The organism is Phenylobacterium sp., assembly GCF_025351295.1.
In the GTDB taxonomy this organism is placed as follows: domain Bacteria; phylum Pseudomonadota; class Alphaproteobacteria; order Caulobacterales; family Caulobacteraceae; genus Phenylobacterium.
Genome location: NZ_JANXWD010000036.1, coordinates 40,224 through 63,773, shown reverse-complemented (window position 1 = coordinate 63,773; position 23,550 = coordinate 40,224). Strand labels below are relative to the sequence as shown.

Here is a 23,550-nt window from a genome sequence, read left to right as displayed (position 1 = left end):
GCCATGGCCCTGCGTGAGATCCTCCTCGTCCCCAATCCTGTGCTGAAACAGGTCTCCAAGCGGGTGGAGGTCGTGGACGACGATCTGCGCGTGCTGATGGACGACATGCTGGCGACCATGTACGCGGCGCCTGGCATCGGCCTGGCGGCGATCCAGGTGGGCGTGCCCAAGCGGGTCATAGTCATGGACCTGCACCGGCCCGAGGAGGCGAAGCAGCCGCGGTTCTTCGTGAATCCGGAGATCCTCTGGGCCTCCGAAGAGACCGCGCCCTACGAGGAGGGCTGCCTGTCGGTGCCGGAGATCTACGACGAGGTCGAGCGCCCGGCGCAGGTGAAGCTGCGCTACCTGAACTACCAGGGCGAGACCGTGGAGGAGGACGCCGAGGGCCTGTTCGCCGTCTGCATCCAGCACGAGATGGACCACCTGGAAGGCGTGCTGTTCATCGACCACCTGTCACGGCTGAAGCGCGAGCAGGCGGTGAAGAAGGTCAAGAAGATGGTGAAAGCGGCTTAGCGGGACGCTTCACAAGGTTTCGTCCGCGCTTAGTGGGTCTTCTTCTCCACCGTGGTCGTGGTTGTGGTCGTCGTGGTCGAGTCGTCGGAAGGATGGTCGCCCTTGGCCTCGGCGTAGCCCGCCTTGGCCCCGCTGACCGCGCCCTTGGCGGTTTCCTTGAGCACTGTGCCGGTGTCGTGGGCGGCGTCCTTCAGGCTCTCGCCTGCCTTCTGCACCACCGGGCTGGTGGCGACCTCGTGGCCCGCCTGGGCGACGTCGGAGGCGGCGGCATGGACGTCTGCGTCGGTCTTGGCCTGGTCTGCCTTCGAGCAGGCGCTGAGCGCCAGGGCGAGTCCGGCGGCGGTGAGGAGGGCGATGTGGCGCATGGGGAGCTCCGTTCGACCTATCCAACGGCCTAGCTTGGCCCGAAGTTCCCTTGGACGCCCCCGACCGCTAAACCCCGCCCATGCGTCTCGCCTTCCTCGGCACCCCCGACTTCGCCGTCGCCGCGCTGGCCGCCATCGTCGCGGCCGGCCACGAGGTGGCCTGCGCCTACTCCCAGCCGCCGGCCCCGCGCGGGCGGGGGCATGAGCTGAAGCCCTCGCCGGTGCACGCCTTCGCCGAGGCGCATGGCATCCTCGTCCGCACGCCGGCCTCGATGCGCGATCCCGCCGAGATCGCGGCCTTCGCGGGCCTGGGCCTGGACGCGGCCGTGGTGGTGGCGTTCGGCCAGATCCTGCCGGCCGCCGTGCTGGACGCGCCGCGGCTGGGGTCGTTCAACGTCCACGGCTCCCTGCTGCCCCGCTGGCGGGGTGCGGCGCCGATCCAGCGGGCGATCATGGCCGGGGACAAGGTGACCGGGGTCCAGGTGATGCGGATGACCGAGGGGCTGGACGAGGGCCCGGTGCTGGCCACCGCCACCGTTAGGATCGACGCCCTGGAGACCACGGCCACCCTGCAGGACCGCCTGGCCGCGGCCGGCGCCGAGCTGATCGTCCGGACCCTGGCGGATATTGAGGCCGGCCGGGCGGTGGAGACGCCCCAGGCGGCCGAAGGCGTGACCTATGCCAAGAAGCTCAGCGCCAAATTCGCGCGCCTGGACTGGACGAAGCCCGGCCGGGCGCTGGACGGCAAGATCCGCGGCTATTCGCCCTCGCCCGGCGCCTGGCTCGAGCTGCCGGGCGACAAAGGGCCCGTGCGGGTGAAGGCCCTGCTCTCTGCGTTCGAGGATGAGGCGGGCGAGTCCGGCGTCACCCTGGACGATCGCCTGCTGGTCGGAACCGGCGAGGGCGCCGTGCGGCTGCTGCGGGTGCAGCGGGAGGGCAAGGGGCCGCAGGACGCCGAAGTCTTTCTGCGCGGCACGCCCGTGCCGGCCGGGACGCGGCTGGGCTGATGCCCCGCTACCGCCTGCTCATCGAATATGACGGCCGGCCCTTTCATGGGTACCAGGCCCAGCCCGGGCTGGCGTCGGTCCAGGGGTCGCTGGAACGCGCGGTCAAGAGCTTCTGCGGCGAGGACCTGCGGGTGAGCGCCGCGGGGCGCACCGACGCGGGGGTGCATGCGATGGGGCAGGTGGCCCACGTCGACCTGGCCAAGGCCTGGCCGGCCGAGACCGTGCGCAATGCGCTGAACGCCTACCTCGTGCCCGAACCGATCGCCGTGCTGGAGGCCAGCGTGGCGGAGGACCGCTGGCACAGCCGCTTCTCGGCCACCGGGCGCCGCTATCGCTACCGCATCCTGGGGCGGCCCAGCCCGCCCGCGCTGGAGCAGGGCCGGGTCTGGCATGTGAAGAAGCCACTGGACGCCGACGCCATGCACGCGGCCGCCCAGGTGCTGGTCGGCCACCACGACTTCACCACCTTCCGCGACCTGGCCTGCCAGGCGAAATCGCCGATGAAGACCCTGGACGTCGCGGCCGTGCGCCGCGTGGGCGAGGAGGTGATCCTGGAGTTCGCCGCCCGCTCGTTCCTGCATCGCCAGGTCCGCTCGATGACCGGGACCCTTGCGGAGGTGGGCGTCGGGCGCTGGACGGCGGACGACGTGCGCGCGGCGCTGGACGCCAGGGACCGCAAGGCCTGCGGTCCGGTGGCCCCGGCGGACGGGCTGTATCTGACGGGGGTTTCTTACTGATCTCAAAATCGGGATGACACTCAGGATTGGGCGAAATACCGCGCGATGATCCGGGCGTAGACCTGCTGCAGGGTGCGGATCTCGGCCACGGGCGCGCGTTCGTCGACCTGGTGCATGGTCTTGCCGACCAGGCCGACCTCGATCACCGGGCACAGGGCGCGGATGAAGCGGGCGTCGGAGGTGCCGCCGCTGGTGGAGAGCTCCGGCGCGGCGCCGGTGACGTCGGCGACCGCGGCGGCGACCAGGTCGGTGAACGGCCCGCGCTCGGTGAGGAAGGCCTCGCCGCTGATCTGCGGGATGATGGTGATCGTGCCGCCAAAGCCCACGGCCACGCGCCACGCCTCCAGCTCGAACCAATCGGCCAGCTGCTGGCCGGTGTGATTGGGGTTGAAGCGGATGTTGAGCCGCGCCCGAGCCACGCCGGGGATGACGTTGGTGGCGGTATTGGGGGCCTCCACCATGGTGACCTCCAGGTTGGAGGGCTGAAACTCCGGATAGCCCTCGTCGAGCTGGCGGTCCTGCAGGGCGCTGAGCAGCTTCACCAGCACCGGGACCGGATTGGCCGCGCGGTGCGGATAGGCCACGTGGCCCTGCACGCCCTCGACCACGATCTCGGCGTTGATCGAGCCGCGCCGGCCCACCTTGACCATGTCGCCGAAGGTTTCCGACGAGGTCGGCTCGCCCACCACGCAGTGGTCGATGACCTCGCCCTCGGCGGCCAGCGCCTCGACCACCAGCCTGGTGCCGTGGGTGGCCACGCCCTCCTCGTCGCCGGTGATCAGGAACGAGATCGAGCCGGTGACCCGCCCGGCCGCGATGGCGTCCGCAGTCGCGGCGGCAAAGGCGGCAATGGCGCTCTTCATGTCCACCGCGCCGCGGCCGATCAGGACCCCGTCCACGACCTCGGCCCCGAAGGCGTCGGACCGCCAGGCCGCCGCGTCCCCCACCGGCACCACGTCGGTGTGGCCCGCGAAGCAGAGGTTGGGCCCGGCCGTCCCGTAGCGCGCGTACAGGTTCTCGATCTCGCCGAACCGCATCCGCCGGCAGGTGAAGCCAAGGCCGCTGAGCGTCGCCTCGACGATCGCCATGGCGCCGGCGTCGGCGGGCGTCACCGACGGGCGGCGGATCAGGTCGCGGGTCAGTTCGACCGGGTCTATGGCGGGTGGCATGTCGGCGCTTTACATAGCAAACCTCGGAGACGCGAGGGCTTGATGGCCAAGATCGATGTCGACCAGGCCCCGACGCGGTTCGGGTCGGCCTATCCGCCGCCGTTCGACGCCCCTTGCGCCGACCGCAGGCGATGGATGCTGGGCGACGCCGCCGGGCTGACCCAGTTCGGCGTGAACCTGACGCGCCTGGCGCCCGGGGTGTGGTCCAGCCAGCGGCACTGGCACACGGCCGAGGACGAGTTCGTCTGGGTGGTGTCGGGCGAGGTGGTGCTGGTCACCGATGCGGGAGAGCAGGTTCTGCGCGCGGGGGATTGCGCCGGGTTCAAGGCCGGAGCCCCGAACGGCCACCAGATCCAGAACCGCTCGGATGGCGAGGCGATGCTGCTGGAGGTCGGGACGCGGGCTCCCGAAACCGATCGGTCGGACTATCCCGAGCTCGATATGATCGTCGGACCTGACCAAGTGTATCGCCACCGCGACGGGACGCCCTACGAATAGGCCCGCACCGCCTACTTCAGCGTCGCCAGGTAGGCGATCAGGTCCGACCGTTGGGCGGCGTCGGCGATGCCGGGCGAGGTCATGGTGATCCCCCGGATGGTCTTCTGCGGCCGGGCGATGAAGGTATCCAGGGTGTCCGCACCCCAGACGATCGCCGAGGCCCCCACGGCCGGCGAATAGGGAAAGTCCTTCACGGTCCCGGCCTTGCGGCCGAACAGCCCGGCCAGGCTGGGGCCGGTCACGATGACCCCCCGGCGCACGGAATGGCACTCGGCGCATTTGCGTGAGAAGACGGCCGCGCCCGCCTTGGCGTCGGCCCAGGCCGCCGCAGGTGCGATCAGGGCCGCCAAGCCCACCGCCACGCCCGCATGGCGCGCCAGGCCTGCGACCGCCCGACAGGCCTGCCCGGCCTTACCCCGACCCTTGGCGTTCCGCATGTCGACCGATCCCGAATCCCCAGACCCCTTGATCCCGGAGTCTCGCCGACTGGACGCTAGAGTCCGCGCCGGCCGTTGTGAAGCCGGCCGCATCGAAGGCGCGATGGCGGCGTGCGGGCGCTCGCGAATCGGCCGGCCATGGTCAAGCTGGAATTGACGCCGGCTTTCAGCGCTGATCGAGTGCCATGGTGGCGGCCAACGCGATGGCCTGGGCGGATTTCGAGGGCGATCAATGTCGGGAAAATGGGCCGCAGCGGTGCTCAGCCTCGCCGTCCTCGCGCCTTGCGCGGTCAGGGCCCAGACGCCGCCGCCGATCCCGGCCGAGGAAATCTCGGTCGAGAAGGCCCTGAAGCCGGGCCCGAACGTCTTCGTCACCACGGGGTCCTGGGGCGGCGCGGGCGCAATCTACGTCTTCTCGGCGGACGACCTGGCCTACAAGGGCGACTATTCCACCGGCATGCAGCCACAGTTCGCCCTGTCGCCTGGCGCCGACACGGGCGTCGTCGCTTCGGCGTTTCCCAAACGGATCATGTATGGGCCGGTGGAGGCCATCATCCAGAAGTTCGACGTCTCGACCCTGAAAACCCAGCAGGAGGCGACCATCCTGCCCAAGTTCGCCCAGGTCTCGCCTCAGCAGGGCCAGATCCAGGTCAGCTCGGACGGGTCGCGCGCCCTCGTCCAGAACGCGACGCCGGCCACGTCGGTGACCGTGGTCGACCTGAAGTCCGGCAAGGTCACCGCGGAAGTCCCGATCCCGGGTTGCTGGCAGATCAATCTCGCGCCGGACGGCGCGCACTTCTCAAGCCTGTGCGGCGACGGTTCGATCCTCACTGTCAGGCTCGGCGCCGACGGCAAGGCGGCCGGGCAGGCCCGCAGCAAGCCGATTTTCGACGTCGAGAAGGACCCGCTGTTCGCCCAGTCGCAGCGCGTGGACGGCGACCTGATGTTCGTTTCCTACGGCGGCGTGTTCTACCGGATCTCGGACAAGGGCGACACCGCGCAGCTGGTGGACACCTATGCCTTCGCCAAGGCCATCCCCGGCGAATGGACCCCGGGTGGCTACGCGATCATGGGCTACAGCGCGCCCTATGGGATCATGTTCGTGGCCATGCACCCCGGCGCCAGGGACGGCGGCCATAAGGATGGATCGGAAGAGATCTGGGCGGTCGACCTCGCGCACAAGACGGTGCTGTACCGCTCAGCGGCCAAGGGCCTGACGCAGATCGCGGTCTCGCAGGGCAAGGTCCCGCTAATCTTCGGCGTCGCCAGCCACGGCGGCGGCCTGTTCCGATTCGAGGTAGACCCGACCGCAAAGTTCGCCGCCAAGCTAACGCACCAGATCGCCCTGCGAGACGCCGCGGCCGTTACGGTCCGGTGACCATGCTCAGCGACCTCCTGCACCTGTCCAGCGCCAGTGCGGCGGCCTTCGTCGCCCTGCTGCTGCTGCGCGCGGCGCTGCACAAGGCCGGGGATGGAGATGGCTTTGAGGGCGTGTTGGCGGATTATGGCCTGGTCCCCGAACCGATCCTGAAGCCATTGCGCGCGACGTTGCCTGGGCTGGAGATCGCTGCGGCCGTGGCCCTGTCCGCGAGCCCGCTGCGGGTCCTTGGCGTTGGACTGGCGGGCGGTCTGCTGCTGGCCTACGGCGCGGCGATGGCGGCGGCGCTGCGGCAGGGACGCACGGAAATCGACTGCGGCTGCGGCGGACCGCCGACCCCGCTGAGCTGGAGCCTGGTCGCCCGGAACCTCGTGCTGGCCGCTGCGCTGGTCCCGGCGGGACTGGGGCTTGGCGAATGGCAGACGCTGGGCGAGACCGGCGTCGGCTGGTCCATGGCCCTGATCGGGCTCGCCTGCTGGATCGCCTGCGAGCATCTGGCGGCCAATCACCAGCGTATGCGACAGGCCCACGGCCCGTCAGCCGCAAACCTGTTCAGAGGCGCCACATGACGCTTCTGGTGTTCGCCGTGGCGGCCCTCTGGGCGCTGGTCCTGGTCCTGGCGACGGTGATCGTCGTGATGCTGCGCCAGATCGGCGTCCTCTATGAGCGGATCTCGCCGATGGGGGCGCTGATGGACAGCGCCGGGCCCCGGGTGGGCGAGCCCAGCCCCCGGTTCCTGCCGCCGAGCCTGACCGGACCACCGATCGCGATCGGCGGGGCGACGGCGCGCGCGCAACTGGTGTTCTTCCTGTCGCCGACCTGCCCGGTCTGCAAACAGCTGCTGCCGGTGCTCAACAGCATCCGCACCGACGAGAAGGCCTGGCTGGACGTCGTGCTGGCCAGCGACGGAGACGAGGCGAAGCATCGCGACTTCATCCGCCGGCGCAGGCTGACCGCCTTCCCCTACGTGCTGTCGTCGGAGCTGGGTATGGCCTACCGCGTCCAGCGCCTGCCGTTCGCCGTGCTCACCGACAAGGGGGGCGTGGTCCGCGCCAAGGGCCTGGTGAACAATCGCGAGCAGCTTGAGAGCCTGTTCAGCGCGCTCAGCGCCGGCGTACCGTCCCTCCAGCAATATGCGGCCAACCATGCGGCGGAATAGAACCGGGAGACCATCGGTGACGAATTTCTTCAGCCGGGTCGGCAAGCAGCTCGACGATATCCTGGTGTCCGGGGCCCGGTCCAGCGCGCGTCGATTCGGCCGCCGCAGCGCTCTGGCGAAGCTGGGCGGCTTCCTGGTGGGCGGGGCGGTGGTCGCGACCCTGCCCTTCGACCGCGGGTTCGCGGCGACCGGCGAGAAGCCCGCCCCGATCGACGACGACAAGACCTGCGACTACTGGCGCTACTGCGCCCTGGACGGAAACCTCTGCACCACCTCAGGCGGCTCCAAGACCAGCTGTCCGGTGGGGGCGGAGGCCTCGCAGGTGTCGTGGGTGGGCACCTGCCACAACCCGGGCGACAAGCGTGACTATCTGGTCTCGTACTACGACTGTTGCGGCAAGACCCCATACTCGGGCGCGCAGTTCTGCCTGCACAGCAAGGGCGAGCGGCCTGGGTATTCGATGGGGCTGCACAACGACATCAACTGGTGCATGGCCAACGCCAACAAGGGCTACCACTGCACCGTGGCCATCGTGCTGGGCGTGGCGGAATAGCCATGCGCCGCCAGTCCCTGCTGACTGGCGTGCTGCTGGCCGCCTTCGCGGCCGTCGCCGTGCCCGCGGGCGCCCAGTCCGCGCGGGCCCTTTACCTGCTGAAGTGTTCAGGCTGTCACCGCGCCGACGGCCAGGGCGCGGCCGAGGCGGGCGTGCCGCCGTTTCCGGGGTTCATTGGCGACCTTGCCCGCGATCCCGGTGGCCGCACCTACATGCTGCATGTGCCGGGTGTGGCGAGCTCGGGCCTGAGCGACGCCGATCTCACCATCGTCCTGAACTATCTGCTCGACCGCTGGTCCGCCGCGCCCGTGGACCGGATCCAGCGGTTCACGCCCGGCGAGGTCGCGACCCTGCGCGCGGTCGACGTCAGTGACATCGTCAAATACCGCCGGACCCTGGTCGCCCGCCTGCGCAAGACCGGCGCCGCGATCGCGGAATATCCCTGGCCCTAGCGCCTTTCTGGTTCAAGTGGAGTCACTTGAACCAGATAAAAAGGCTCTAACTCTTTGAATTAGAGCGCGTCGGGCGGCGAAACCGGGATCCACTTTCGCCTGACGCGCTCTAGACGCTCAGTCGCGCAGCAGCTCGTTGATGCTCGTCTTCGACCGCGTCCGTTCGTCCACGGTCTTCATGATCACCGCGCAGTAGGTCGAGGGCAGGGACGGGTCGGTGGGGTTGGGGCGGGAGCCGGACATGATCACGGAATAGGGGGGCACCTCGCCGGTGATCGTCTCGCCGGTGCGGCGATCGACGATCGGGGTGGTGGAGGTCAGGAACACGCCCATCGAGAGCACGCTGCCCTCGCGGACGATGACGCCCTCGGCCACCTCGGCGCGGGCGCCGATGAAGCAGTTGTCCTCGATGATGGTCGGGTTGGCCTGCAGCGGCTCCAGCACCCCGCCGATCCCGGCGCCGCCGGAGATGTGGCAGTTCTTGCCGATCTGGGCGCAGGAGCCGACCGTGGCCCAGGTGTCGACCATGGTCCCCTCATCCACATAGGCCCCGATGTTGACGAACGACGGCGTCAGCACCGCGCCCCTGGCGATGAAGGCCCCCTTGCGGACCACGCAGCCGGGCACCGCGCGGAAGCCCGCGGCGTCGAACCGCGCGGCGTCCCAGCCGGTGAACTTCGACGGCACTTTGTCCCAGTAGGGCCCCGGGGGCGGCCCCTCGACCAGGCTGTTGGGGGTCAGGCGGAAGAACAGCAGGATCGCCTGCTTGGCCCACTGGTTGGTCACCCAGGTCCCGTCCGCGCCGCGTTGCGCCACCCGCAGGACGCCGGCGTCCAGCTGCTCGATGGTCTCGCGCACGGCGTCGCGGACCTGGCCGGTGGTTTGGTGGGTGATCGCGTCGCGCGCTTCCCAGGCGGCTTCGATCACGGACTTCAGGTCGTCGGACATTCAGGCGGCCTCTTTGAGCCGCGCGGCGTTCAGGAACGGCGCGAGCTTGTGGGTTCGGTGGTGAACGAAGGGGGCGGTCGAGAGCGCGGCGTACTGGCCGACTAGCACGGTCGTCATGCCCAGGGCGGCGGCCGGCTCCAGGTTGCGCTGGCTGTCCTCGAAGAAGGCGGTGGTCGCCGGCGCGATCCCGTGGGCGGCGTCCATGCGGGCGAAGGCCTCGGCGCTGGGCTTGGGCGAATAGCCGGCCGAGCCGATGTGGAAGACGTCGTCGAACAGGTGGCTGAGGCCCAGGTGCTCCAGTACCCGCACCGCATGGCGGTCGTCGGCGTTGGTGAAGATCAGCCGGCGGCCGGGCAGCCGCGCCAGGGCGGCCAGCAGCTCTGGGTCCTGCGCCAGGGCGTTCAGCGACAGGTCGTGGAAGATGGCGTGGAACTCGGCCGGATCGACGCCATGGTGCCGCATCAGTCCGGTCAGCGTCAGGCCGTGCTCGGCCAGGTAGCTCTTCTGCAGCTTCAGGGCCGCGGGGCGCGGCAGGCCGGTGACCGTCTCCACGAAGTCGGTCATGCGGTCGACGACGGCGTCCAGGAACCCGGATTCGGCCGGATAGAGCGTGCCGTCCAGGTCGAACAGCCAGGTGTCGACGTGGCTGAGGTCGACCCTGGCCGGAGCGGGGCTCACCGGCACACCAAGGTCCCCGACCCGTGCTCGGTGAACAGTTCCAGCAGCATGGCGTGCGGGCGGCGGCCGTCCAGGATGACCACGGCCTCGACGCCCGCCTCGACCGCGGCGATGGCGGTCTCCAGCTTGGGGATCATGCCGCCGGTGGCGACCCGGTCGGCGATGGCCTGGCGCGCCTCGGCCACGGTCATCTGGCGAATCAGCTGGCGGTTGGCGTCCATCACCCCGGGCACGTCGGTCAGCAGCAGCATGCGCTTGGCGCCCAGCGCGCCGGCCAGGGCGCCGGCCACCGTGTCGGCGTTGATGTTGTAAGTCTTGCCGTCCTCGCCGACCCCGATCGGCGCGATCACCGGGATGTAGTCGGTCTCGGCGCGGATCAGGTCCTTGATCAGCTGGGTCTCGATGGTCTTGGGCTCGCCGACGAAGCCCAGGTCGACGATCTGCTCCTCGACCGAGTTGGGCGCGCGGCGGGTGCGCGTCACCTTCTCGACGGTGATCAGCTTGGCGTCCTTGCCGGAGAGGCCCACGCCGCGCACGTTCGCCCCCGCGCCGGCCTGGGTGATCCAGCTGGCGATCTCCTTGTTGATGGCGCCCGACAGCACCATCTCGGCGACCTCCATGGTGGCCTGGTCGGTGACCCGCAGGCCATCCACGAAGGTGGACTTAACCCCGGCCTTCTCCAGCCAGGCGGAGATCTGCGGCCCGCCGCCGTGCACCACCACCGGCTGGACGCCCAGCATGCGCAGCAGCACCACGTCGGCGGCGAACAGCTTGGCGACCTGTTCCTCGCCCATGGCGTGGCCGCCGTATTTGATCACCACGGTCTCGCGGCTGTAGGTCTGGATGTAGGGCAGGGCCTCGGCCAGCGTCCTGGCCGTGGCCCAACCCTGGCCTTCCGTGTCGTCGCTCACCCGTCGCTCCTAGGTCGCGCGTCCCGATAGCGGACGGGGGCGCCCCTGTCACCAAGCCTGCGCCGTGCTAGCGTCCGCATCGAAGGTGTCGGGGAGTTTTCATGCGCAGGGTTCTGGGGGCGGCGCTGGCCGTGGCGATGCCGGCGGGCGGCGACACGGTGGTGCGGCGGCCATGAAGACGTCGCCGATCCTGACCGTGGTCTTCTATGCCGCGGTCGCCGCCTGCCTGTGGCCGCTCTACGTCAGCGCGTCCCAGGTGGTCACCTATGTGCAGTTGGGCGTGGCGGCTCACAAGCTGGCGCAGATTCCGCCCGCGGTGGTGGCGGCCGCGGCCGTCCAGGCGGCGCTGCTGCTGTGGGCGATGATCGCAGCGGTGGTGCTGTTCCGCCGCAAGCAGGACAGCTTCGCCTGGCTGGTGGTGCTGCTGGTCCTGGTCCCGATGCTCTCGCAGCTGGCGCTCCGGTACGTTTAGGATCCCGGCCGGATTGAGCGCGCGAAATCAGTACGTTCCGCTCATCCCGGCATTCATCGGGATCAGCGGCATTGGACACGCGTCCTAGACGTCCACCTCCGGCAGCAATCTCGCGAAGTGGTCCTCCACGGCGCGATAGCACTCGCAGGCGGCGCGTTCGAGGCCGGGGCGGTCGATCACCTCCACCCGCCCGCGGTAGGTGCGGATCAGGCCGCGCGCCTGCAGTTCGCCGGTCACGGCGGTGACGGTGGTGCGTTGCACGCCCAGCATCTCGGCCAGGGACTCCTGGGTCAGGTGGATGATGTTGTCGCCGGCCCGGTCGTGGGTGGCCAGCAGCCAGCGGCAGCAGCGTTCGTCCGCCCGATGCAGGGCGTTGCAGGCCACCGACTGCATCATCTGGGCGAGCAGGGCGTCTGCGTAGCGGGAAAACAGGTCGCCGAACCGCGGCGAGCCGGTCTTGGCCGCCTCCAGGTGGCTGGTGGAGATGCACAGCGCGTCGCCGCCGATCTGCACCACGGCGCGCCCGAACGCCGGCTTGTGGCCCTCGCTGACGATCCCGCCGATGGCCCCCTCGCGCCCGATGGTGGCGGCCTCTAACTCGCGCCCGTCGCGGGTGACGATCAGCAGCGAGGCCATCGTGCGGCGGCAGGGGAAGTAGGTGGTGTGCACGTCGTCGCCCGGCTCGAACAGCACCTTGCCGCGCGGCAGGGCCACCGGCTCGAGGTGAGGCTCCAGCACCGCGAAATCGCGGGCGGAGAGCGCCGCCAGCAGGCGGTTGCCCCGCCTTGCGGCCGCGTGTGTATTCGCCCCCGGTTGCGGGGCGAGGGCGGTGGGGGTCATGCGGGCAGCTCCCGGACGTGGACGCCTGAAGAAACGCCTGACGGCCCCGCTTGTTGCATCGGGTGTCGGACGTGGCGCCCTAGATCGACCGCGCCACGACCTCCTTCATGATCTCCGACGTGCCGCCGTAGATCCGCTGGACGCGGGCGTCGCGCCACAGCCGCGCGATCGGATACTCGTTCATGTAGCCGGCGCCGCCGTGCAGCTGCAGGCCGGCGTCGCAGACCTCCCATTGCAGCTCGGTGTGGAACAGCTTGGCCGCCGACCCCTCGGCCGCGGTCAGCTTGCCCTCCAGGTGGCGGGCCATGCACCAGTCCAGGTGCGCCCAGCCGGCCTGCAGCTTGGCCTTCAGGCCGCCCAGGGTGAAGCGGGTGTTCTGGAAATCGAAGATGGTCTGCTTGAAGGCCTTGCGGTCCTTGGTGAACTTGACCGTCTCGTCGAAGGCGCGCTGGGCGGCGGCCTGGGCCTGGACGGCGATGCCGAGGCGCTCCTGCGGCAGCTGGTTCATCAGATAGGCGAAGCCGCGGCCTTCCTCACCCAGGCAGTTGGTGAGCGGCACGCGGACGTCCTCGAAGAACAGTTCGGAGGTGTCGGCGGAATGCTGGCCGATCTTGTCCAGGTTGCGGCCGCGCTTGAACCCCTCGCGGGTGGCCTCCACCAGGATCAGCGAGATGCCTTTCGAGCCGGCGTCCGGATCGGTCTTGGCCACCACGATGATCAGGTCGGCGTTCTGTCCGTTGGTGATGTAGGTCTTGGAGCCGCTGACCACATAGTGATTGCCGTCGCGCCTGGCGGTGGTCCGCACGCCCTGCAGGTCGGACCCGGCGCCCGGCTCGGTCATGGCGATGGCGGTGATCGCCTCGCCGGAGACCATCTGCGGCAGCCAGTGCCGCTTCTGCTCTTCGGAGCCGTAGTTCTCGATGTAGTCGGCGACGATGTCGGACTGCAGCGTGATGCCGGCCGAGGATCCCGCGTAGAACAGCTCCTCGGAGATCACTGCGTTGTAACGGAAGTCGAGGCCCAGGCCGCCGTACGCCGGCGCCACGGTCGGACACAGGATCCCCGCCTCGCCGCAGGCCAGCCAGAACTGGCGGTCGACGACGCCCTCGGCCTCCCAGCGGTCCAGGTTGGGCCACAGGGCGCGGTCGTAGAACTTGCGCACCTGGTCGCGGAACAGGTTCAGGCCTTCGTCGAATACCGGGCGGGAATCGGTGTGGATCATGGGAGGTCCCTATCGCTTGCCCCTCCGTTAGCCGGGTGACGTTGCGGAGGTGAAGCGTCATCGCCCTGCGGCCGGGACGGGTCGCCTTCGGCGGGATGGACACGCCAAACCGAGGCCTGAACGCAACGATAGTCGATGGGCTGGCGTTACCGCCGCATGCTCACGCCACATCGATCGGGATCAGCTGCGCGATGATCCGAAACGAACAGGACTTCGCCCTGGACCTGGACGAAGCGGATCGGCTCCACGACCGCGAACCGGCCGTGGGCACGCCGGAGCACGAGGCGTTTCTGCGGCTGCTTGGCCGGCTGGCCGGATACCGGCCTCACATACTGGCGCCCGCCGTCGGCCCCGACGCGAAGGCGCGGGAAGGCCTGGCCGCGCGGCTCCGCGCCTTCGAGGCGAAGATCGCACCGTCCTACAGCCAGCATTGGCAGCCCATGATCGGCGGCGATCTCAGGCCGCACGCCGACCGCAACGCGGGCTGAAGGCCGTTCAGACCGTGCAGGCGGCGATGATCTCGGCGCGGAGTTCCGGGATGCCCATGCCCTTTTCCGCTGAGGTGGCGACAACCCGGGGGAAGGCCGCCGGGCGCTTGGCGATCTTGCGCAAGGTCTCGGCGGTCATCTGTTCGACGTCGCGACCCTTCAGCTTGTCGGCCTTGGTCAGCACGATCTGGTAGGAGACGGCGGCCAGGTCGAAGGCCTCCATGGCCTCCTGGTCCACGTCCTTGAGGCCATGGCGGGCGTCGATCAGCAGGTAGGCGCGCTTCAGGTTCGGCCGGCCGCGCAGGTAGGCGCGGCCCAGGTTCTGGAACTTGGCCGCCGTGTCGCGGCTGACCTTGGCGAAGCCGTAGCCGGGCAGGTCGACCAGCCGCAACGTCTCGTCGGCGACGAAGAAGTTGATCTCCCGCGTGCGTCCCGGCGCCGTCGAGGCGCGCGCCAGGCCGTGGCGGCCGGTCACCGCGTTGATCAGCGACGACTTGCCCACGTTGGAACGGCCGGCGAAGGCCACCTCCGGCAGGTCGGCGGGGGGCAGGCCGGCGATAGCCACGCAGCCCATCAGGAAGGTCACGGGATGGGCGAAGAACACGCGGCCTGCCTCCAGCGCCTCGTCGTCGAAGGGCGAGGTTTCCGGACCCTTGGGGGTCTCGTCCATCAGGCCGCCTGCGCCTTGCCGGTCAGCCTGCGGATCAGCTTGTCGATGGGGTTATCCACCTTGAAGCGGCGCATGATGATGTACTGCTGCATGGCCGTGAGCATGTTCGACCAGGTGTAGTAGACCAGCAGGCCGATCGCGAACTGCGCCATGATGAAGGTGAACAGGATCGGCATCAGCTGGAACATCTTCTGCTGGGTCGGGTCCGGGGCCGGCGGGCTCATCGAGGTGGTGAGCCAGGTGGTGATCCCGTAGAGGATCGGCAGCACGCCGATGTGCAGGCTGGTGGCCATGAACGTGCCGATCAGCGGCGCGCTGCCCGGGTCCCAGGGGATCAGGCCGAACAGGTTGAAGATCGTCGTCGGGTCGCGGGCCGAGAGGTCCTGGATCCAGCCGGCGAACGGGGCATGGCGCATGTCGATGCTGATCTGCAGCACCTTGAACAGCGAGAAGAACACCGGGATCTGCAGGAAGATCGGCAGGCAGCCGGCCAGCGGATTGACCTTCTCGCGCTGGTAGAGGGCCATCAGCTCCTGCTGCTGCTTGGCCGGGTCGTCCTTGAATTTCTTGCGCAACTCCTCCATCGCGGGCTGCACCTTCTTCATCTTGGTCATCGACTCGTACTGCTTGTTGGCGATCGGGAAGAAGACCGCGCGCACCACGACGGTGAGCAGCAGGATGGCGACGCCGAAGTTGCCGACCTGGGCGTAGATGAAGCCCAGGAAGGTGAACACCGGGCGGGTGATGAACCAGAACATGCCCCAGTCCACGGCCTCGTCCAGGTGGGCGATGCCCAGGCGCTCCTGGTAGTCCTTCAGCAGCGGCACGCGCTTGGCGCCGGCGAACAGGCGGGTGGTCGAGCTGACCTGCTGGCCGGCGCCCACCGTGCGCGGCTGGCCGACGAAGTTGGCGTCATAGATGGTCACGCCCTGAGTGCGGGTCAGGCCATAGCGGCCGTCGAAATGCTCCTGCGGGCCGGGGATCAGGGCCGCCAGCCAGTAGCGGTCGGTGATGCCGATCCAGCCGCCGACCGAGGGCCGCGCCGGGCCGCCGCCGTCCTTCTCCCACTTCTTGTACTTGATCGGGCGGCGGTCGTTGCCGAACCAGCCCATGCCGCCCTCGTGGACCACGGAGTTCTTGCCCAGGCCCTCCGGCAGGCCCTGGCGCTGCACCGAGCCGTAGGGGGCGAGTGTGATCGCCGCCGCGCCGGCGTTGGCCACGGTGTCGGTGATCGTGAACAGGTAGTTCTCGTCCACCGCGATGACGCGGGTGAAGGTCAGGCCCTGGCCGTTGTCGTAGGTCAGGATCACCGGCTTTCCGGGCGCCAGCACCGTGCCCTGGGCCAGGGTCCACACGGTCTGGCCGTTCGGCAGGCCGGGCACGTTGGCGCCGGTCCAGCCGATGTCGGCGAACCAGGCGTTCAGCGCGCCCTCGGGGCGCAGCAGTTCCACCGGCGGCGAGGTCTTGTCGAGGGTCTCGCGATAGCCGGTCAGGTAGAGGTCGTCGATCCGCGCCCCGCGCAGCGACAGCGAGCCCTTCAGCGACGGGGTGGCGATCGGCACCCGCGGCGAGGCGGCGACCGCCGCCTGGCGGGTCAGCGCCGGTGGAACCAGCGGCTGGGCGCCCCGCGCCAGGGTCGCGGCGGCCGGCGCCTGGCGGGCGGCCGCCTCCTGCTGGGCCTTGGACTGCGGCCCGGCCACGAAGACCTGGTAGAGCAGGAGCATGATCGCCGCGCACACGAAGAAGATGATCGTGTTGCGGGTGTTTTCGTCTCTCATGAGCGGGGACGCGGGTTCCGTCTGGAAAAGGGGAGCGAGGGTAGGCGCGAGGGCCCGCTACACATGGGAGGCCGCGCGTTCGGCGGCGAGCCTTATCAGCGCGCTTTTCACATCGTCAAGCAAACGGGGCCAGGGGCGCGTCGTCATGCCTCCCCGGGCGATGAACACATAGTCGGTCCCGGGTCGGCCCAGGTCGGGCAGGATCAGCCGCGCGGCCTCGCGCATCCGCCGCTTGGCGCGGTTGCGGACCACGGCCCCGCCGATGCGCTTGGTGGCGGTGAAGCCCACCCGGACCCTGGCCTCGGCGTCGTTTCGGATGAGGGCCTGAATCACCACGGCCCCCTTGGCGCACGAGGGCGCCTGGGCGCAGGCGAGGAACTCGCTGCGCTTCGTCAACCGTTCGAGGACGGGACGGTCGGGACTGGGGGCGGCGTCCGTCATCCGGACACCTTTGCCGGCTCGAGCTTAGGCGCTCAGGCGCTTGCGGCCCTTGGCCCGGCGGCGGGCGAGAACCTTCTGGCCGTTCTTCGTGGACATGCGAAGGCGGAAGCCGTGACGGCGCGCGCGCACGAGGCGAGACGGTTGGAAAGTGCGCTTCACGAGAAGGCTCCGGGTCGAAAATCGAGCGGCGGTGGATAGTGGAAGGGGGTTCCCCTGTCAACCGCCGCGCGTCAGGCTTTACGCCGGCAGGCGCGCCAGGCTGCGCCGCCGGCGCATCGCCGCGCCCGCGAGGCCGAAGCCCAGCAGCATCATGGCCCAGGCCGCCGGTTCCGGCACGCCGCCGGCGCCGCTGCCCACGCCATGGCCGAGAAACCCGTCGCCGCTGCCGAACTCGAAGTGGTCCGGGCTGAATTGCGGGTCGCCTACGATCAGGCCGTAGAAGTCGATCACCGCCGTGCCGTTCTCGATGACGTTGAAGGTCACGTCGAAGCCGTCGAAACGCAGGAAGTCGGAGTCCCGCGCCGGCGAGATCCCGGTGTTGACCGTGCTCAGGAAGCTCATGTCCAGGTCGAAGCCGGTCACGCCGATCGGCACGATGCCATCGTTGTTGCGATAGGTGGCGTTGGCGACGTCCAGGTGCAGGGTCGCGCCATAGAGCGAGCTGCCGATGTCGCTGGTGCCGTTGAAGTAGGTCAGGGAACCGATCTTGAAGATCTGGCCGATGGCGCCCGCCTCCGGATCGAAGGAGCGCTTGTCGGTGAAGGTGTCGCCGGCGAAGGTCAGGCTGCTGTTGCCGGGGACGAAGCCGCCCGCCACGCCCGAGCCCCAGGTCAGGGCCGAGGTGTCGACGCCGCTGTAGACCGCATCGCCGCCGACGTTGTCGACCAGTGGCGAGCCGTCGGTGTTGATCAGGTAACCGGTCGTCACCGGCTTCTTGAACGCTCCGGTGACCGTGCCGGAATAGAATCCGATGGCCGCGGCGGGGGTGGCCAGCGCCATCGGCGCGAGCAGTGCGGCGCCGATGGCGGCGGCGTGAGCCAGCTTGAACATGGAAATGCCCCTTACCCATTTGGCCGGGGCGAACCGCCCCTGTTCGAGGCCTTGAGTGTCGGCGCGCGGGACGCCGGAAACATCTCCCATATGGGATAGGGAATCGGCGGGATCTTCCCTCGTCGGGCGAGTGGCCCCCACCCCGACCCCCAACCCTCCGACTCTCGCCCCGGTCGGCTCAGTCCGCCAGGGTCATCACCAGGGCCCCCTGCCGCGTCGCGACCAGGGTGTGCTCGTACTGGACGGTGGGTTCGCCGCCGGGCGGGCGCAGGGTCCAGCCGTCGTCGGAGGCCTCCTCGACCCAGTCGGCGCCCAGGCTGAGGAACGGCTCCAGGGTGAAGACCAGGCCCTCGGTGATGCGGCGGCGATCGGCGGGGTCCGCCCAGGTGGCGATCTCCTTGGGCGCCTCGTGCAGCGCGCCGCCGACCCCGTGGCTGGCAAGGTTCTTGACCAGGCTGTAGCCGTTGCGGCGCGCAAAGGCCTCGATCTGGCGGCCGGGGGCGTTGAGGTCGGCGCCGGTGCGCACGGCGCGGATGCCGCTCCACAGCGCGCGCCGCCCATCACGGCACAGGCGCTCCACGCGGGGCTTGACCGGCGGCACGGCGAAGCTGGCCCCGGTGTCGCCGAAAAACCCGTCCAGCTCGGCCGAGACGTCGATGTTGATCAGGTCGCCGGCCTGCACCCGGCGGTCGTCGGGGACGCCGTGCGCCACGTCCGGGCCGATGGAGATGCAGGTGGCGCCCGGGAAGCCGTAGGTCAGCTCCGGCGCCGCGCGCCCGCCCGCCTGCTCCAGCAGCCGGCGACCCAGGTCGTCCAGCTCGCGAGTGGTGATCCCCGGCTCCAAAGCCGCCCCCATCGCGTTCAGCGTCCGCGCCACGAGGCGACCCGCGGCGCGGAGTTTCTCAAGGTCGTCGTCGTTGCCGATGGTCATGGGTCACCGCTGATCCCGGCGAAGGCCGGGATCCAGATGGGATAGCTTAGATGTGGGATCGAGACACGCCGCGCCCATCCCGCCCACGCCGGCGCTTGGCGATCCGGGTTCCGGCCTTCGCCGGGATGAGCGGAATTGGAGGCTCACAAATCCGGCCGGATCACGGTCTTGCCGACCACCTTGCGTTGGGCCAGCGTCTCGAAGGCGTCGCGCCAGCCGCTGAGCGGGTACTCGGCATCGACGCGGGGTTTCACCTTGCCCGCTTCGGCCAGCTTCCAGATCGCCACGTTGTTCTCAGCCCCCTTGGCGGGGTTCTGGCGGCCGTATTCGCCGGCCCGGACGCCGTGGACCGAGAAGCCCTTGATCAGCGCGATGTTGACCGGCAGCACCGGCAGGCGGCCGGACGTGAAGCCGATCGACAGGATCCGCCCGCCGAACGCGATGCAGCGGATCGACTCGTCGAAGACGTCGCCGCCGACCGGATCGTAGATGACGTCCGCGCCGCGCCCGCCGGTGATCTCTTTCACCCGCTCGCGGAAGCCGCCGCTGACATTGACCGTGGCGTCGACGTCGTACTCGTCGGCGATGATCTTCAGCTTCTCGTCGGAGGCTGAGGCGGCGATCACTTTGGCGCCCAGCAGCTTGGCGTAATCGACGGCGGCCAGGCCGACGCCGCCGGCCGCGCCGTGCACCAGCACCCATTCGCCGGGCTGCACCTGGGTGTTGCGGCTGAAGGCGACATAGGCGGTGAGGTAGGCCACCGGATAGCCGGCCGCCTGGCTGAAGCTGAGGTTGGCCGGTTTGCGACGCAGGGTCGCTGCGGGAAGAACGGCGTATTCCGCGAAGCCGCCGCGGCCGCCGCTGACCACCGCGTCGCCGACCGCGAACCCGATGACGCCCGCGCCCAGCTTGTCCACCTCGCCGGCCAGCTCCAGGCCGCCCACGAACGGCACGGTCGGCTTGTGCTGGTGTTCGCCGCGGGTCTGCATCAGGTCGGGGAAGTTGACCGCGGCGGCGCGGACCTTGATGCGCACCTCCCCAGGCCCGGGCTCCGGGGTCGCTATCTCCTTGACCACGCAGCCGGCGTAGTCGGGCAGCAGCTGTTCGACCACCAAAGCGCGCATCAGATGGTCGTCCTCGGCAAGCCTTTGATTCCGTTCAGGATCATCTGCACGGCGAACTCGGCCGCGGTGGCGGTGTCGATCGGCCGGCGGGCCAGCATGCGGTCGCAGACCTCGCGGGCGATGGCGATGCAGGCGGCGGCCATGTATTCGGTGTCGGCGGCCGGGCCGCGGCCCTCTGCGATGGCGTCTTCGATGGCGTCTTTCACCTCGGCGAAGACCGCGGCCATCTCCGGGGTCTCGCCCTGGATGTGGACCTGCGGCTCGCCCTCCGGCCGCCGCGCGGCCCAGGTGTTGTGCTCGTCGGCCATGAACTCGAAATAGGCGACAATGGCCTCGCGCACGAAACCGTCGAAACCGATCCCCTTGCCGCGCAGCGCCTTCAGGATCGGGGCGAAGCGCCGCGCGCCGTCGTCGGCGAGGGCGGCGAACACCTCCTCCTTGGAGCGGTAGTAGTTGTAGAAGGTGCCGGCCGCGAGCCCGGTGCGCCGGATGATGTCGCGCACCGTCGCCTGCTCGTAGCCCAGCTCGCCGAACACCTCGCGCGCGGCGTCTAGGATCGCCAGCCGGTTCTGGACCTTGGTCTGCTCCCGCTTGCCGACCGGAAGATACGCGATTTCAGCCGAAGCCATGGACCAACCCGAACCTACAAAAGTGACGGGTGTCATTCTCTGCGGAGTTGACGTGCGCGGCAAGCGGTTATGCTTCGCGGCTCACACCGTGCGCTGCGCCCGGTCCTTCTCGTTGGCGCCGCGGATGGCGTTGCGGGCCTGCTCCCACTCTGCGTCGCCCCATTCGGAGAGCCGCGCGAAGCCGCCGCCGCCCTTCAGGTGGCCGCCGCCGTCGATGGCGATGGTCTGACCGTTGATGTAGGCCGAGCCCGGGTCCAGCAGATAGACCGCCATGTTGGCCAGCTCGCGCATCTCGCCGTTGCGGCCCAGCGGGATGGTGGGGTCGGAGGGCGGCGGCGCTTCGCCGATGGCCTCGGTGCTGCCGGGGTTCAGCCGCGCCCAGGCGCCCTCCGTCGGGAAAGGACCCGGGGCGATGGCGTTGAAGCGGATGCCGCGGCCGCCCCATTCCACCGCCAGCGACTGGGTCATGACGTTGAGGCCGGCCTTGGACATGGCCGAGGGCACCGTGAACGGCCCGCCGTGCCAGACCCAGGTGGTCAGGATCGAGATCACCGAGGCGTGCCTGCCTTCCGCCAGCCAGCGCTTGCCGGCGTCGAGGGTGACGAAGAACGAGCCGCGGAACACGATGTTGGCGATGGCGTCGAAGGCCCGCGGCGACAGGTCTTCCGTGCGGCTGATGAAGTTGCCGGCGGCGTTGTTGACCAAGCCGGTCAGCGCCCCGCCGGCCCAGACCTGGTCCATCGCCTCGTGGATCGCCTCGGGCACCCGGATGTCGCAGGCCATGCCGATGCACCGGCCGCCGCCGTTGGCGCTGTGGGCGTCGGTCAGTTCCTTGGCGGTGGCCTCGATGACATTGCCGCGCCGGCCCCAGATATAGACGTCGGCGCCCAGCATCACGCACGCCTCGGCCATCACCTTGCCCAGGCCGGTGCCGCCCCCGGTGATCAGGATCCGCTGCCCCTTCATCAGCCCGGGCTTGAACATCAGGTCGTCCATGGTGAATTCGGTCATCTCAGGCCTCCCGCATCTTGTCGTTGGGAGAGAGTGGGCCGCCCTGACGCTGGGTCGGTCAAGCGCCGCCGGCCACGAACGATGGGTCCACCCGCTTGATGAATTCCATCGCCGCGGCCGGGGCGCGGACCTTGCCCTCGTGGATGACGAAGGCGAACACGTCGCGCGGCCGGTCGGCCGGGCCGGTGCGGTCGACGGGGGTGAAGTCGCCGGGGATGTCGCCGGCCGCATAGGCCTTGAAGCGCGCGGCCCACAGGTCGAGGTCCGCCGGCCCATAGCCGGTCTCGATCTCGTCGGAGGCGGAGATCAGGCGCAGGTAGACCAGGTCGCCGGTGATGTCGGCGATCAGCGGATAGTTCTCGTTCTCCGAGACACAGATGGTCACGTTGCGCTCGCGGCAGAGGCCGATGAACTTCGGGTCGGCGAAGGTGCCGTTGCGGACCTCGATGACGTGTCTGAGGGGCAGGCCGCCCAGCGTGTCCGGCAGCAGGTCGAAGAAGCTGGCGAAGTCGTCGTAGTCGAATTTCTTGGTGGCCATGAACTGCCACAGGATCGGCCCCAGCCGGTCGCCCAGCTCGGTCATCCCCTGGTTCAGGAAGAACCCGACCGACTGCGCGCCGTCGCTCAGCTTTTTGCGGTTGACGCAGAACCGCGATGCCTTGACCGCGAACTTGAACCCCTCGGGCGTCGCGTCGCGCCACTTGGCCCAGCTGTCCGGCTTGAAGCTGGAATAGTAGGTGCCGTTGATCTCGATGGCGGTGAGCTGGCGCGAGGCGAACTCCAGCTCCTTCTTCTGGCTCAGTCCCGGCGGATAGAACACTCCTCGCCACGGCTCGAACGTCCACCCGCCGATGCCGCAGCGGATCTTGCCGGGTTGGGACATGGAAGCTCCTGTTCGCTGAGCCGGAACTGGTAGCGGTTGAATGGCAGGTTCTCAAGATGTTCCCGCGCCCGCCCGGCTGCTATATACTTTATGGAACAGACATCGCGAATCACCCTTGTCAGGACAGGCTGGCGCACCGGGGGAAGGTTCCGCCCCCTTGGTGACAAACGAGAGCACGGTCTCGCCGTCAGGATTTTTGAAGATGAGTGGCAACGCTCCCCCCAAGGATGAACCTGGCGCTCAAGAGCGGTTTGACCGCGGCATCGCGACCGCGCTGCGGATGCCGCCAAAGCCGCACAAGGCAACCGCGCCTAAACCATCCAAGAGCCCGAAGGCTTGATCGGCCGATAGGCCTTCGCCCGCTCGGTGTCCGTCGGCGGAACGCTGATCTCACCCGCGCACGAGGGACAGTGAAAGAAATGGTCGGTGTGGCCCGTAACGGCGACGTAGCCGGTGTGGCCGTCCGTCATCAGGTCCGATGCGCGATGCACCGACGTCACCAAGGCCGTGCGCAGGGTGTTCGCCGTGACGTTGGCGACGTGGAACGAACGGGCGCGCCCGCCGCGCTCAACGAGGGTCACGGCCTTCTGTTTCATCTCAGACTCGATATCGGCGGGCTTGCGCTTGTTCTTGTGCTTGTTGGCCGCCTTGCCGCCGACGTAGGTCTCGTCGGCTTGCACGATCTTGCCGGCGCCACCGATGGGCGCGGGATCGGCCGGGTTCATCGCTTCGCGGATGCGCTGCGCCATGAACCACGCGGTCTTGTAGGTGACGCCTAGCGAGCGGTGGAGCTGGTAAGCCGAGACGCCCATCTTGCTTGAGGCCATGAGCCGGAACGCGAGCATCCACTTCGCCAGACCGATGTGCGAGCGCTCAAAGATCGTCCCAACCGTCACGGTGAACTTCGTGCGGCATGACTTGCAGATGTATGTGCCGGGCTTGGTGGACTTGCCGCCCAGCAGGGTGACCGCTTCCGCCTCGCCACAGTGAGGGCAATACGCGCCATTGGACCAGCGTTGCGCCTCCAAGTGGATGCGGGCGGCTTCGTCGTCGTGGAAGATTTTGTCGGTGAGGTTCATGGCGGCTTTACCTCGAGCCGACGGTCTCAAATCCAGTGTGTTCTGTAAAGTATATAGCTGCCGTACGCCCCCGATACTCGTCAACTGGACCATGGACCCCGGCGCAAGGCTGGGGATAACGGGCGCA

General features: G+C 69.1%; 30 protein-coding genes. 11 read left to right on the top strand and 19 right to left on the bottom strand.

All coding sequences use genetic code 11. The annotated features are described in order from the left end of the window. The first annotated feature begins 3 nt into the window (after positions 1-3). Positions 4-513, top strand: a complete 510-nt coding sequence (def, locus tag Q0R13_RS05505; RefSeq protein WP_293900661.1) for a peptide deformylase — start codon at positions 4-6, stop codon at positions 511-513. A 29-nt stretch (positions 514-542) separates the two neighbouring features. On the opposite strand, the gene Q0R13_RS05500 is transcribed toward def, so the two are convergent. Then, entirely contained in the window at positions 543-878 is a 336-nt protein-coding gene (locus tag Q0R13_RS05500) for a cell surface protein (RefSeq protein ID WP_293900658.1), read from the bottom strand. An 80-nt stretch (positions 879-958) separates the two neighbouring features. On the opposite strand from Q0R13_RS05500, the gene fmt reads away from it, so the two are divergent. Together fmt and truA are read left to right on the top strand one after the other, a co-directional pair. After that, a complete protein-coding gene (gene fmt / locus Q0R13_RS05495) occupies positions 959-1,885 on the top strand; it encodes a methionyl-tRNA formyltransferase (protein ID WP_293900655.1) in 927 nt (308 codons plus the stop codon). Continuing rightward, positions 1,885-2,622, top strand: coding sequence for a tRNA pseudouridine(38-40) synthase TruA (truA, locus tag Q0R13_RS05490; protein ID WP_293900652.1), 738 nt, complete (start codon positions 1,885-1,887; stop codon positions 2,620-2,622). The genes fmt and truA overlap by 1 nt, the downstream gene beginning before the upstream one ends. A 20-nt stretch (positions 2,623-2,642) precedes the next feature. Here the strand turns inward: truA and dapE are convergent, their stop codons facing one another. After that, a complete protein-coding gene (dapE, locus tag Q0R13_RS05485; protein WP_293900650.1) occupies positions 2,643-3,791 on the bottom strand; it encodes a succinyl-diaminopimelate desuccinylase in 1,149 nt (382 codons plus the stop codon). Positions 3,792-3,833: 42 nt separating this feature from the next. Between dapE and Q0R13_RS05480 the strand changes: the two genes are divergently transcribed. After that, on the top strand, positions 3,834-4,289 hold the full coding sequence (locus Q0R13_RS05480) for a cupin domain-containing protein (RefSeq protein ID WP_293900648.1): 456 nt from the start codon (positions 3,834-3,836) through the stop codon (positions 4,287-4,289). A gap of 11 nt (positions 4,290-4,300) precedes the next feature. On the opposite strand, the gene Q0R13_RS05475 is transcribed toward Q0R13_RS05480, so the two are convergent. After that, a complete protein-coding gene (locus Q0R13_RS05475) occupies positions 4,301-4,726 on the bottom strand; it encodes a c-type cytochrome (RefSeq protein WP_293900646.1) in 426 nt (141 codons plus the stop codon). 232 nt (positions 4,727-4,958) lie between these two features. Here Q0R13_RS05475 and Q0R13_RS05470 point away from each other — a divergent pair, with 232 nt between their 5' ends. Genes Q0R13_RS05470 through Q0R13_RS05450 form a run of 5 tightly spaced genes read left to right on the top strand, consistent with a single transcriptional unit; the run spans position 4,959 to position 8,268 of the window. After that, positions 4,959-6,104 (top strand): amine dehydrogenase large subunit, encoded by a 1,146-nt coding sequence (locus tag Q0R13_RS05470; RefSeq protein WP_293900644.1) that lies wholly within the window; start codon positions 4,959-4,961, stop codon positions 6,102-6,104. 2 nt (positions 6,105-6,106) lie between these two features. Beyond that, the gene (locus Q0R13_RS05465) at positions 6,107-6,673 is read left to right on the top strand and encodes a MauE/DoxX family redox-associated membrane protein (protein ID WP_293900641.1); all 567 of its coding nucleotides are present in this window, start codon (positions 6,107-6,109) and stop codon (positions 6,671-6,673) included. Continuing rightward, positions 6,670-7,263, top strand: a complete 594-nt coding sequence (locus Q0R13_RS05460) for a methylamine dehydrogenase (protein ID WP_293900638.1) — start codon at positions 6,670-6,672, stop codon at positions 7,261-7,263. The genes Q0R13_RS05465 and Q0R13_RS05460 overlap by 4 nt, the downstream gene beginning before the upstream one ends. 16 nt (positions 7,264-7,279) lie before the next feature. Then, complete coding sequence (locus tag Q0R13_RS05455) at positions 7,280-7,816, top strand: methylamine dehydrogenase light chain (protein WP_293900635.1); 537 nt, start codon at positions 7,280-7,282, stop codon at positions 7,814-7,816. Between the two features lie 2 nt (positions 7,817-7,818). Continuing rightward, on the top strand, positions 7,819-8,268 hold the full coding sequence (locus Q0R13_RS05450) for a cytochrome c (RefSeq protein ID WP_293900633.1): 450 nt from the start codon (positions 7,819-7,821) through the stop codon (positions 8,266-8,268). A gap of 117 nt (positions 8,269-8,385) precedes the next feature. On the opposite strand, the gene dapD is transcribed toward Q0R13_RS05450, so the two are convergent. Genes dapD through argB form a run of 3 tightly spaced genes read right to left on the bottom strand, consistent with a single transcriptional unit; the run spans position 8,386 to position 10,805 of the window. Beyond that, positions 8,386-9,216, bottom strand: a complete 831-nt coding sequence (gene dapD / locus Q0R13_RS05445) for a 2,3,4,5-tetrahydropyridine-2,6-dicarboxylate N-succinyltransferase (RefSeq protein WP_293900632.1) — start codon at positions 9,214-9,216, stop codon at positions 8,386-8,388. Next, complete coding sequence (locus Q0R13_RS05440; RefSeq protein WP_293900629.1) at positions 9,217-9,894, bottom strand: pyrimidine 5'-nucleotidase; 678 nt, start codon at positions 9,892-9,894, stop codon at positions 9,217-9,219. It abuts the gene before it with no gap. Then, entirely contained in the window at positions 9,891-10,805 is a 915-nt protein-coding gene (gene argB, locus Q0R13_RS05435) for an acetylglutamate kinase (protein ID WP_293900626.1), read from the bottom strand. Before argB ends, Q0R13_RS05440 begins: the two co-directional genes overlap by 4 nt. Before the next feature lie 172 nt (positions 10,806-10,977). Here argB and Q0R13_RS05430 point away from each other — a divergent pair, with 172 nt between their 5' ends. Continuing rightward, positions 10,978-11,277, top strand: coding sequence for a hypothetical protein (locus tag Q0R13_RS05430; protein WP_293900623.1), 300 nt, complete (start codon positions 10,978-10,980; stop codon positions 11,275-11,277). Between the two features lie 84 nt (positions 11,278-11,361). Here Q0R13_RS05430 and Q0R13_RS05425 read toward each other — a convergent pair whose 3' ends face one another. Further along, a complete protein-coding gene (locus Q0R13_RS05425) occupies positions 11,362-12,117 on the bottom strand; it encodes a Crp/Fnr family transcriptional regulator (protein ID WP_293900620.1) in 756 nt (251 codons plus the stop codon). 79 nt (positions 12,118-12,196) lie between these two features. Continuing rightward, positions 12,197-13,339: an acyl-CoA dehydrogenase family protein gene (locus Q0R13_RS05420; RefSeq protein ID WP_293900617.1), complete on the bottom strand. Its 1,143-nt coding sequence runs from the start codon at positions 13,337-13,339 to the stop codon at positions 12,197-12,199. Between the two features lie 191 nt (positions 13,340-13,530). Between Q0R13_RS05420 and Q0R13_RS05415 the strand changes: the two genes are divergently transcribed. Further along, positions 13,531-13,827 (top strand): hypothetical protein, encoded by a 297-nt coding sequence (locus Q0R13_RS05415; RefSeq protein WP_293900614.1) that lies wholly within the window; start codon positions 13,531-13,533, stop codon positions 13,825-13,827. A gap of 7 nt (positions 13,828-13,834) precedes the next feature. Here the strand turns inward: Q0R13_RS05415 and yihA are convergent, their stop codons facing one another. The 11 genes from yihA to Q0R13_RS05360 all read right to left on the bottom strand — a co-directional run bounded on the left by yihA (position 13,835) and on the right by Q0R13_RS05360 (position 23,423). Further along, the gene (gene yihA, locus Q0R13_RS05410) at positions 13,835-14,431 is read right to left on the bottom strand and encodes a ribosome biogenesis GTP-binding protein YihA/YsxC (protein ID WP_293900711.1); all 597 of its coding nucleotides are present in this window, start codon (positions 14,429-14,431) and stop codon (positions 13,835-13,837) included. A gap of 65 nt (positions 14,432-14,496) precedes the next feature. Then, complete coding sequence (yidC, locus tag Q0R13_RS05405) at positions 14,497-16,275, bottom strand: membrane protein insertase YidC (RefSeq protein WP_293900611.1); 1,779 nt, start codon at positions 16,273-16,275, stop codon at positions 14,497-14,499. Positions 16,276-16,332: 57 nt separating this feature from the next. After that, positions 16,333-16,716 (bottom strand): ribonuclease P protein component, encoded by a 384-nt coding sequence (gene rnpA / locus Q0R13_RS05400; protein ID WP_293900608.1) that lies wholly within the window; start codon positions 16,714-16,716, stop codon positions 16,333-16,335. A gap of 24 nt (positions 16,717-16,740) precedes the next feature. Next, complete coding sequence (gene rpmH / locus Q0R13_RS05395) at positions 16,741-16,875, bottom strand: 50S ribosomal protein L34 (protein WP_111457208.1); 135 nt, start codon at positions 16,873-16,875, stop codon at positions 16,741-16,743. A gap of 78 nt (positions 16,876-16,953) precedes the next feature. Then, positions 16,954-17,766, bottom strand: coding sequence for a choice-of-anchor K domain-containing protein (locus tag Q0R13_RS05390; protein ID WP_293900605.1), 813 nt, complete (start codon positions 17,764-17,766; stop codon positions 16,954-16,956). 178 nt (positions 17,767-17,944) lie between these two features. Beyond that, the gene (map, locus tag Q0R13_RS05385) at positions 17,945-18,697 is read right to left on the bottom strand and encodes a type I methionyl aminopeptidase (protein WP_293900602.1); all 753 of its coding nucleotides are present in this window, start codon (positions 18,695-18,697) and stop codon (positions 17,945-17,947) included. 143 nt (positions 18,698-18,840) lie between these two features. Next, on the bottom strand, positions 18,841-19,821 hold the full coding sequence (locus tag Q0R13_RS05380; protein ID WP_293900599.1) for an NADPH:quinone oxidoreductase family protein: 981 nt from the start codon (positions 19,819-19,821) through the stop codon (positions 18,841-18,843). Then, entirely contained in the window at positions 19,821-20,450 is a 630-nt protein-coding gene (locus Q0R13_RS05375) for a TetR/AcrR family transcriptional regulator (RefSeq protein WP_293900596.1), read from the bottom strand. Before Q0R13_RS05375 ends, Q0R13_RS05380 begins: the two co-directional genes overlap by 1 nt. 81 nt (positions 20,451-20,531) lie before the next feature. Further along, a complete protein-coding gene (locus Q0R13_RS05370) occupies positions 20,532-21,461 on the bottom strand; it encodes an SDR family oxidoreductase (RefSeq protein WP_293900593.1) in 930 nt (309 codons plus the stop codon). A 58-nt stretch (positions 21,462-21,519) separates the two neighbouring features. Then, positions 21,520-22,344 carry a DUF72 domain-containing protein gene (locus tag Q0R13_RS05365; RefSeq protein ID WP_293900590.1) on the bottom strand — a complete coding sequence of 275 codons (825 nt, stop codon included), beginning with the start codon at positions 22,342-22,344 and terminating at the stop codon, positions 21,520-21,522. 311 nt (positions 22,345-22,655) lie between these two features. Next, complete coding sequence (locus Q0R13_RS05360; RefSeq protein WP_293900587.1) at positions 22,656-23,423, bottom strand: IS1595 family transposase; 768 nt, start codon at positions 23,421-23,423, stop codon at positions 22,656-22,658. Positions 23,424-23,550: the final 127 nt, after the last annotated feature.

Excerpts from the sequence above, each read along its gene's own strand:
- dapE (WP_293900650.1), bottom strand. The coding sequence starts at position 3,791 with ATGCCACCCGCCATAGACCCGGTCGAACTGACCCGCGACCTGATCCGC.
- yidC (WP_293900611.1), bottom strand. The coding sequence starts at position 16,275 with ATGAGAGACGAAAACACCCGCAACACGATCATCTTCTTCGTGTGCGCG.
- def (WP_293900661.1), top strand. The coding sequence starts at position 4 with ATGGCCCTGCGTGAGATCCTCCTCGTCCCCAATCCTGTGCTGAAACAG.
- Q0R13_RS05470 (WP_293900644.1), top strand. The coding sequence starts at position 4,959 with ATGTCGGGAAAATGGGCCGCAGCGGTGCTCAGCCTCGCCGTCCTCGCG.
- dapD (WP_293900632.1), bottom strand. The coding sequence starts at position 9,216 with ATGTCCGACGACCTGAAGTCCGTGATCGAAGCCGCCTGGGAAGCGCGC.
- Q0R13_RS05365 (WP_293900590.1), bottom strand. The coding sequence starts at position 22,344 with ATGTCCCAACCCGGCAAGATCCGCTGCGGCATCGGCGGGTGGACGTTC.
- Q0R13_RS05465 (WP_293900641.1), top strand. The coding sequence starts at position 6,107 with ATGCTCAGCGACCTCCTGCACCTGTCCAGCGCCAGTGCGGCGGCCTTC.
- Q0R13_RS05430 (WP_293900623.1), top strand. The coding sequence starts at position 10,978 with ATGAAGACGTCGCCGATCCTGACCGTGGTCTTCTATGCCGCGGTCGCC.
- Q0R13_RS05370 (WP_293900593.1), bottom strand. The coding sequence starts at position 21,461 with ATGACCGAATTCACCATGGACGACCTGATGTTCAAGCCCGGGCTGATG.
- Q0R13_RS05415 (WP_293900614.1), top strand. The coding sequence starts at position 13,531 with ATGATCCGAAACGAACAGGACTTCGCCCTGGACCTGGACGAAGCGGAT.
- rnpA (WP_293900608.1), bottom strand. The coding sequence starts at position 16,716 with ATGACGGACGCCGCCCCCAGTCCCGACCGTCCCGTCCTCGAACGGTTG.
- Q0R13_RS05460 (WP_293900638.1), top strand. The coding sequence starts at position 6,670 with ATGACGCTTCTGGTGTTCGCCGTGGCGGCCCTCTGGGCGCTGGTCCTG.
- Q0R13_RS05390 (WP_293900605.1), bottom strand. The coding sequence starts at position 17,766 with ATGTTCAAGCTGGCTCACGCCGCCGCCATCGGCGCCGCACTGCTCGCG.
- Q0R13_RS05380 (WP_293900599.1), bottom strand. The coding sequence starts at position 19,821 with ATGCGCGCTTTGGTGGTCGAACAGCTGCTGCCCGACTACGCCGGCTGC.
- Q0R13_RS05420 (WP_293900617.1), bottom strand. The coding sequence starts at position 13,339 with ATGATCCACACCGATTCCCGCCCGGTATTCGACGAAGGCCTGAACCTG.
- Q0R13_RS05375 (WP_293900596.1), bottom strand. The coding sequence starts at position 20,450 with ATGGCTTCGGCTGAAATCGCGTATCTTCCGGTCGGCAAGCGGGAGCAG.
- Q0R13_RS05500 (WP_293900658.1), bottom strand. The coding sequence starts at position 878 with ATGCGCCACATCGCCCTCCTCACCGCCGCCGGACTCGCCCTGGCGCTC.
- fmt (WP_293900655.1), top strand. The coding sequence starts at position 959 with ATGCGTCTCGCCTTCCTCGGCACCCCCGACTTCGCCGTCGCCGCGCTG.
- Q0R13_RS05425 (WP_293900620.1), bottom strand. The coding sequence starts at position 12,117 with ATGACCCCCACCGCCCTCGCCCCGCAACCGGGGGCGAATACACACGCG.
- truA (WP_293900652.1), top strand. The coding sequence starts at position 1,885 with ATGCCCCGCTACCGCCTGCTCATCGAATATGACGGCCGGCCCTTTCAT.
- Q0R13_RS05360 (WP_293900587.1), bottom strand. The coding sequence starts at position 23,423 with ATGAACCTCACCGACAAAATCTTCCACGACGACGAAGCCGCCCGCATC.
- Q0R13_RS05480 (WP_293900648.1), top strand. The coding sequence starts at position 3,834 with ATGGCCAAGATCGATGTCGACCAGGCCCCGACGCGGTTCGGGTCGGCC.
- Q0R13_RS05475 (WP_293900646.1), bottom strand. The coding sequence starts at position 4,726 with ATGCGGAACGCCAAGGGTCGGGGTAAGGCCGGGCAGGCCTGTCGGGCG.
- Q0R13_RS05450 (WP_293900633.1), top strand. The coding sequence starts at position 7,819 with ATGCGCCGCCAGTCCCTGCTGACTGGCGTGCTGCTGGCCGCCTTCGCG.
- map (WP_293900602.1), bottom strand. The coding sequence starts at position 18,697 with ATGACCATCGGCAACGACGACGACCTTGAGAAACTCCGCGCCGCGGGT.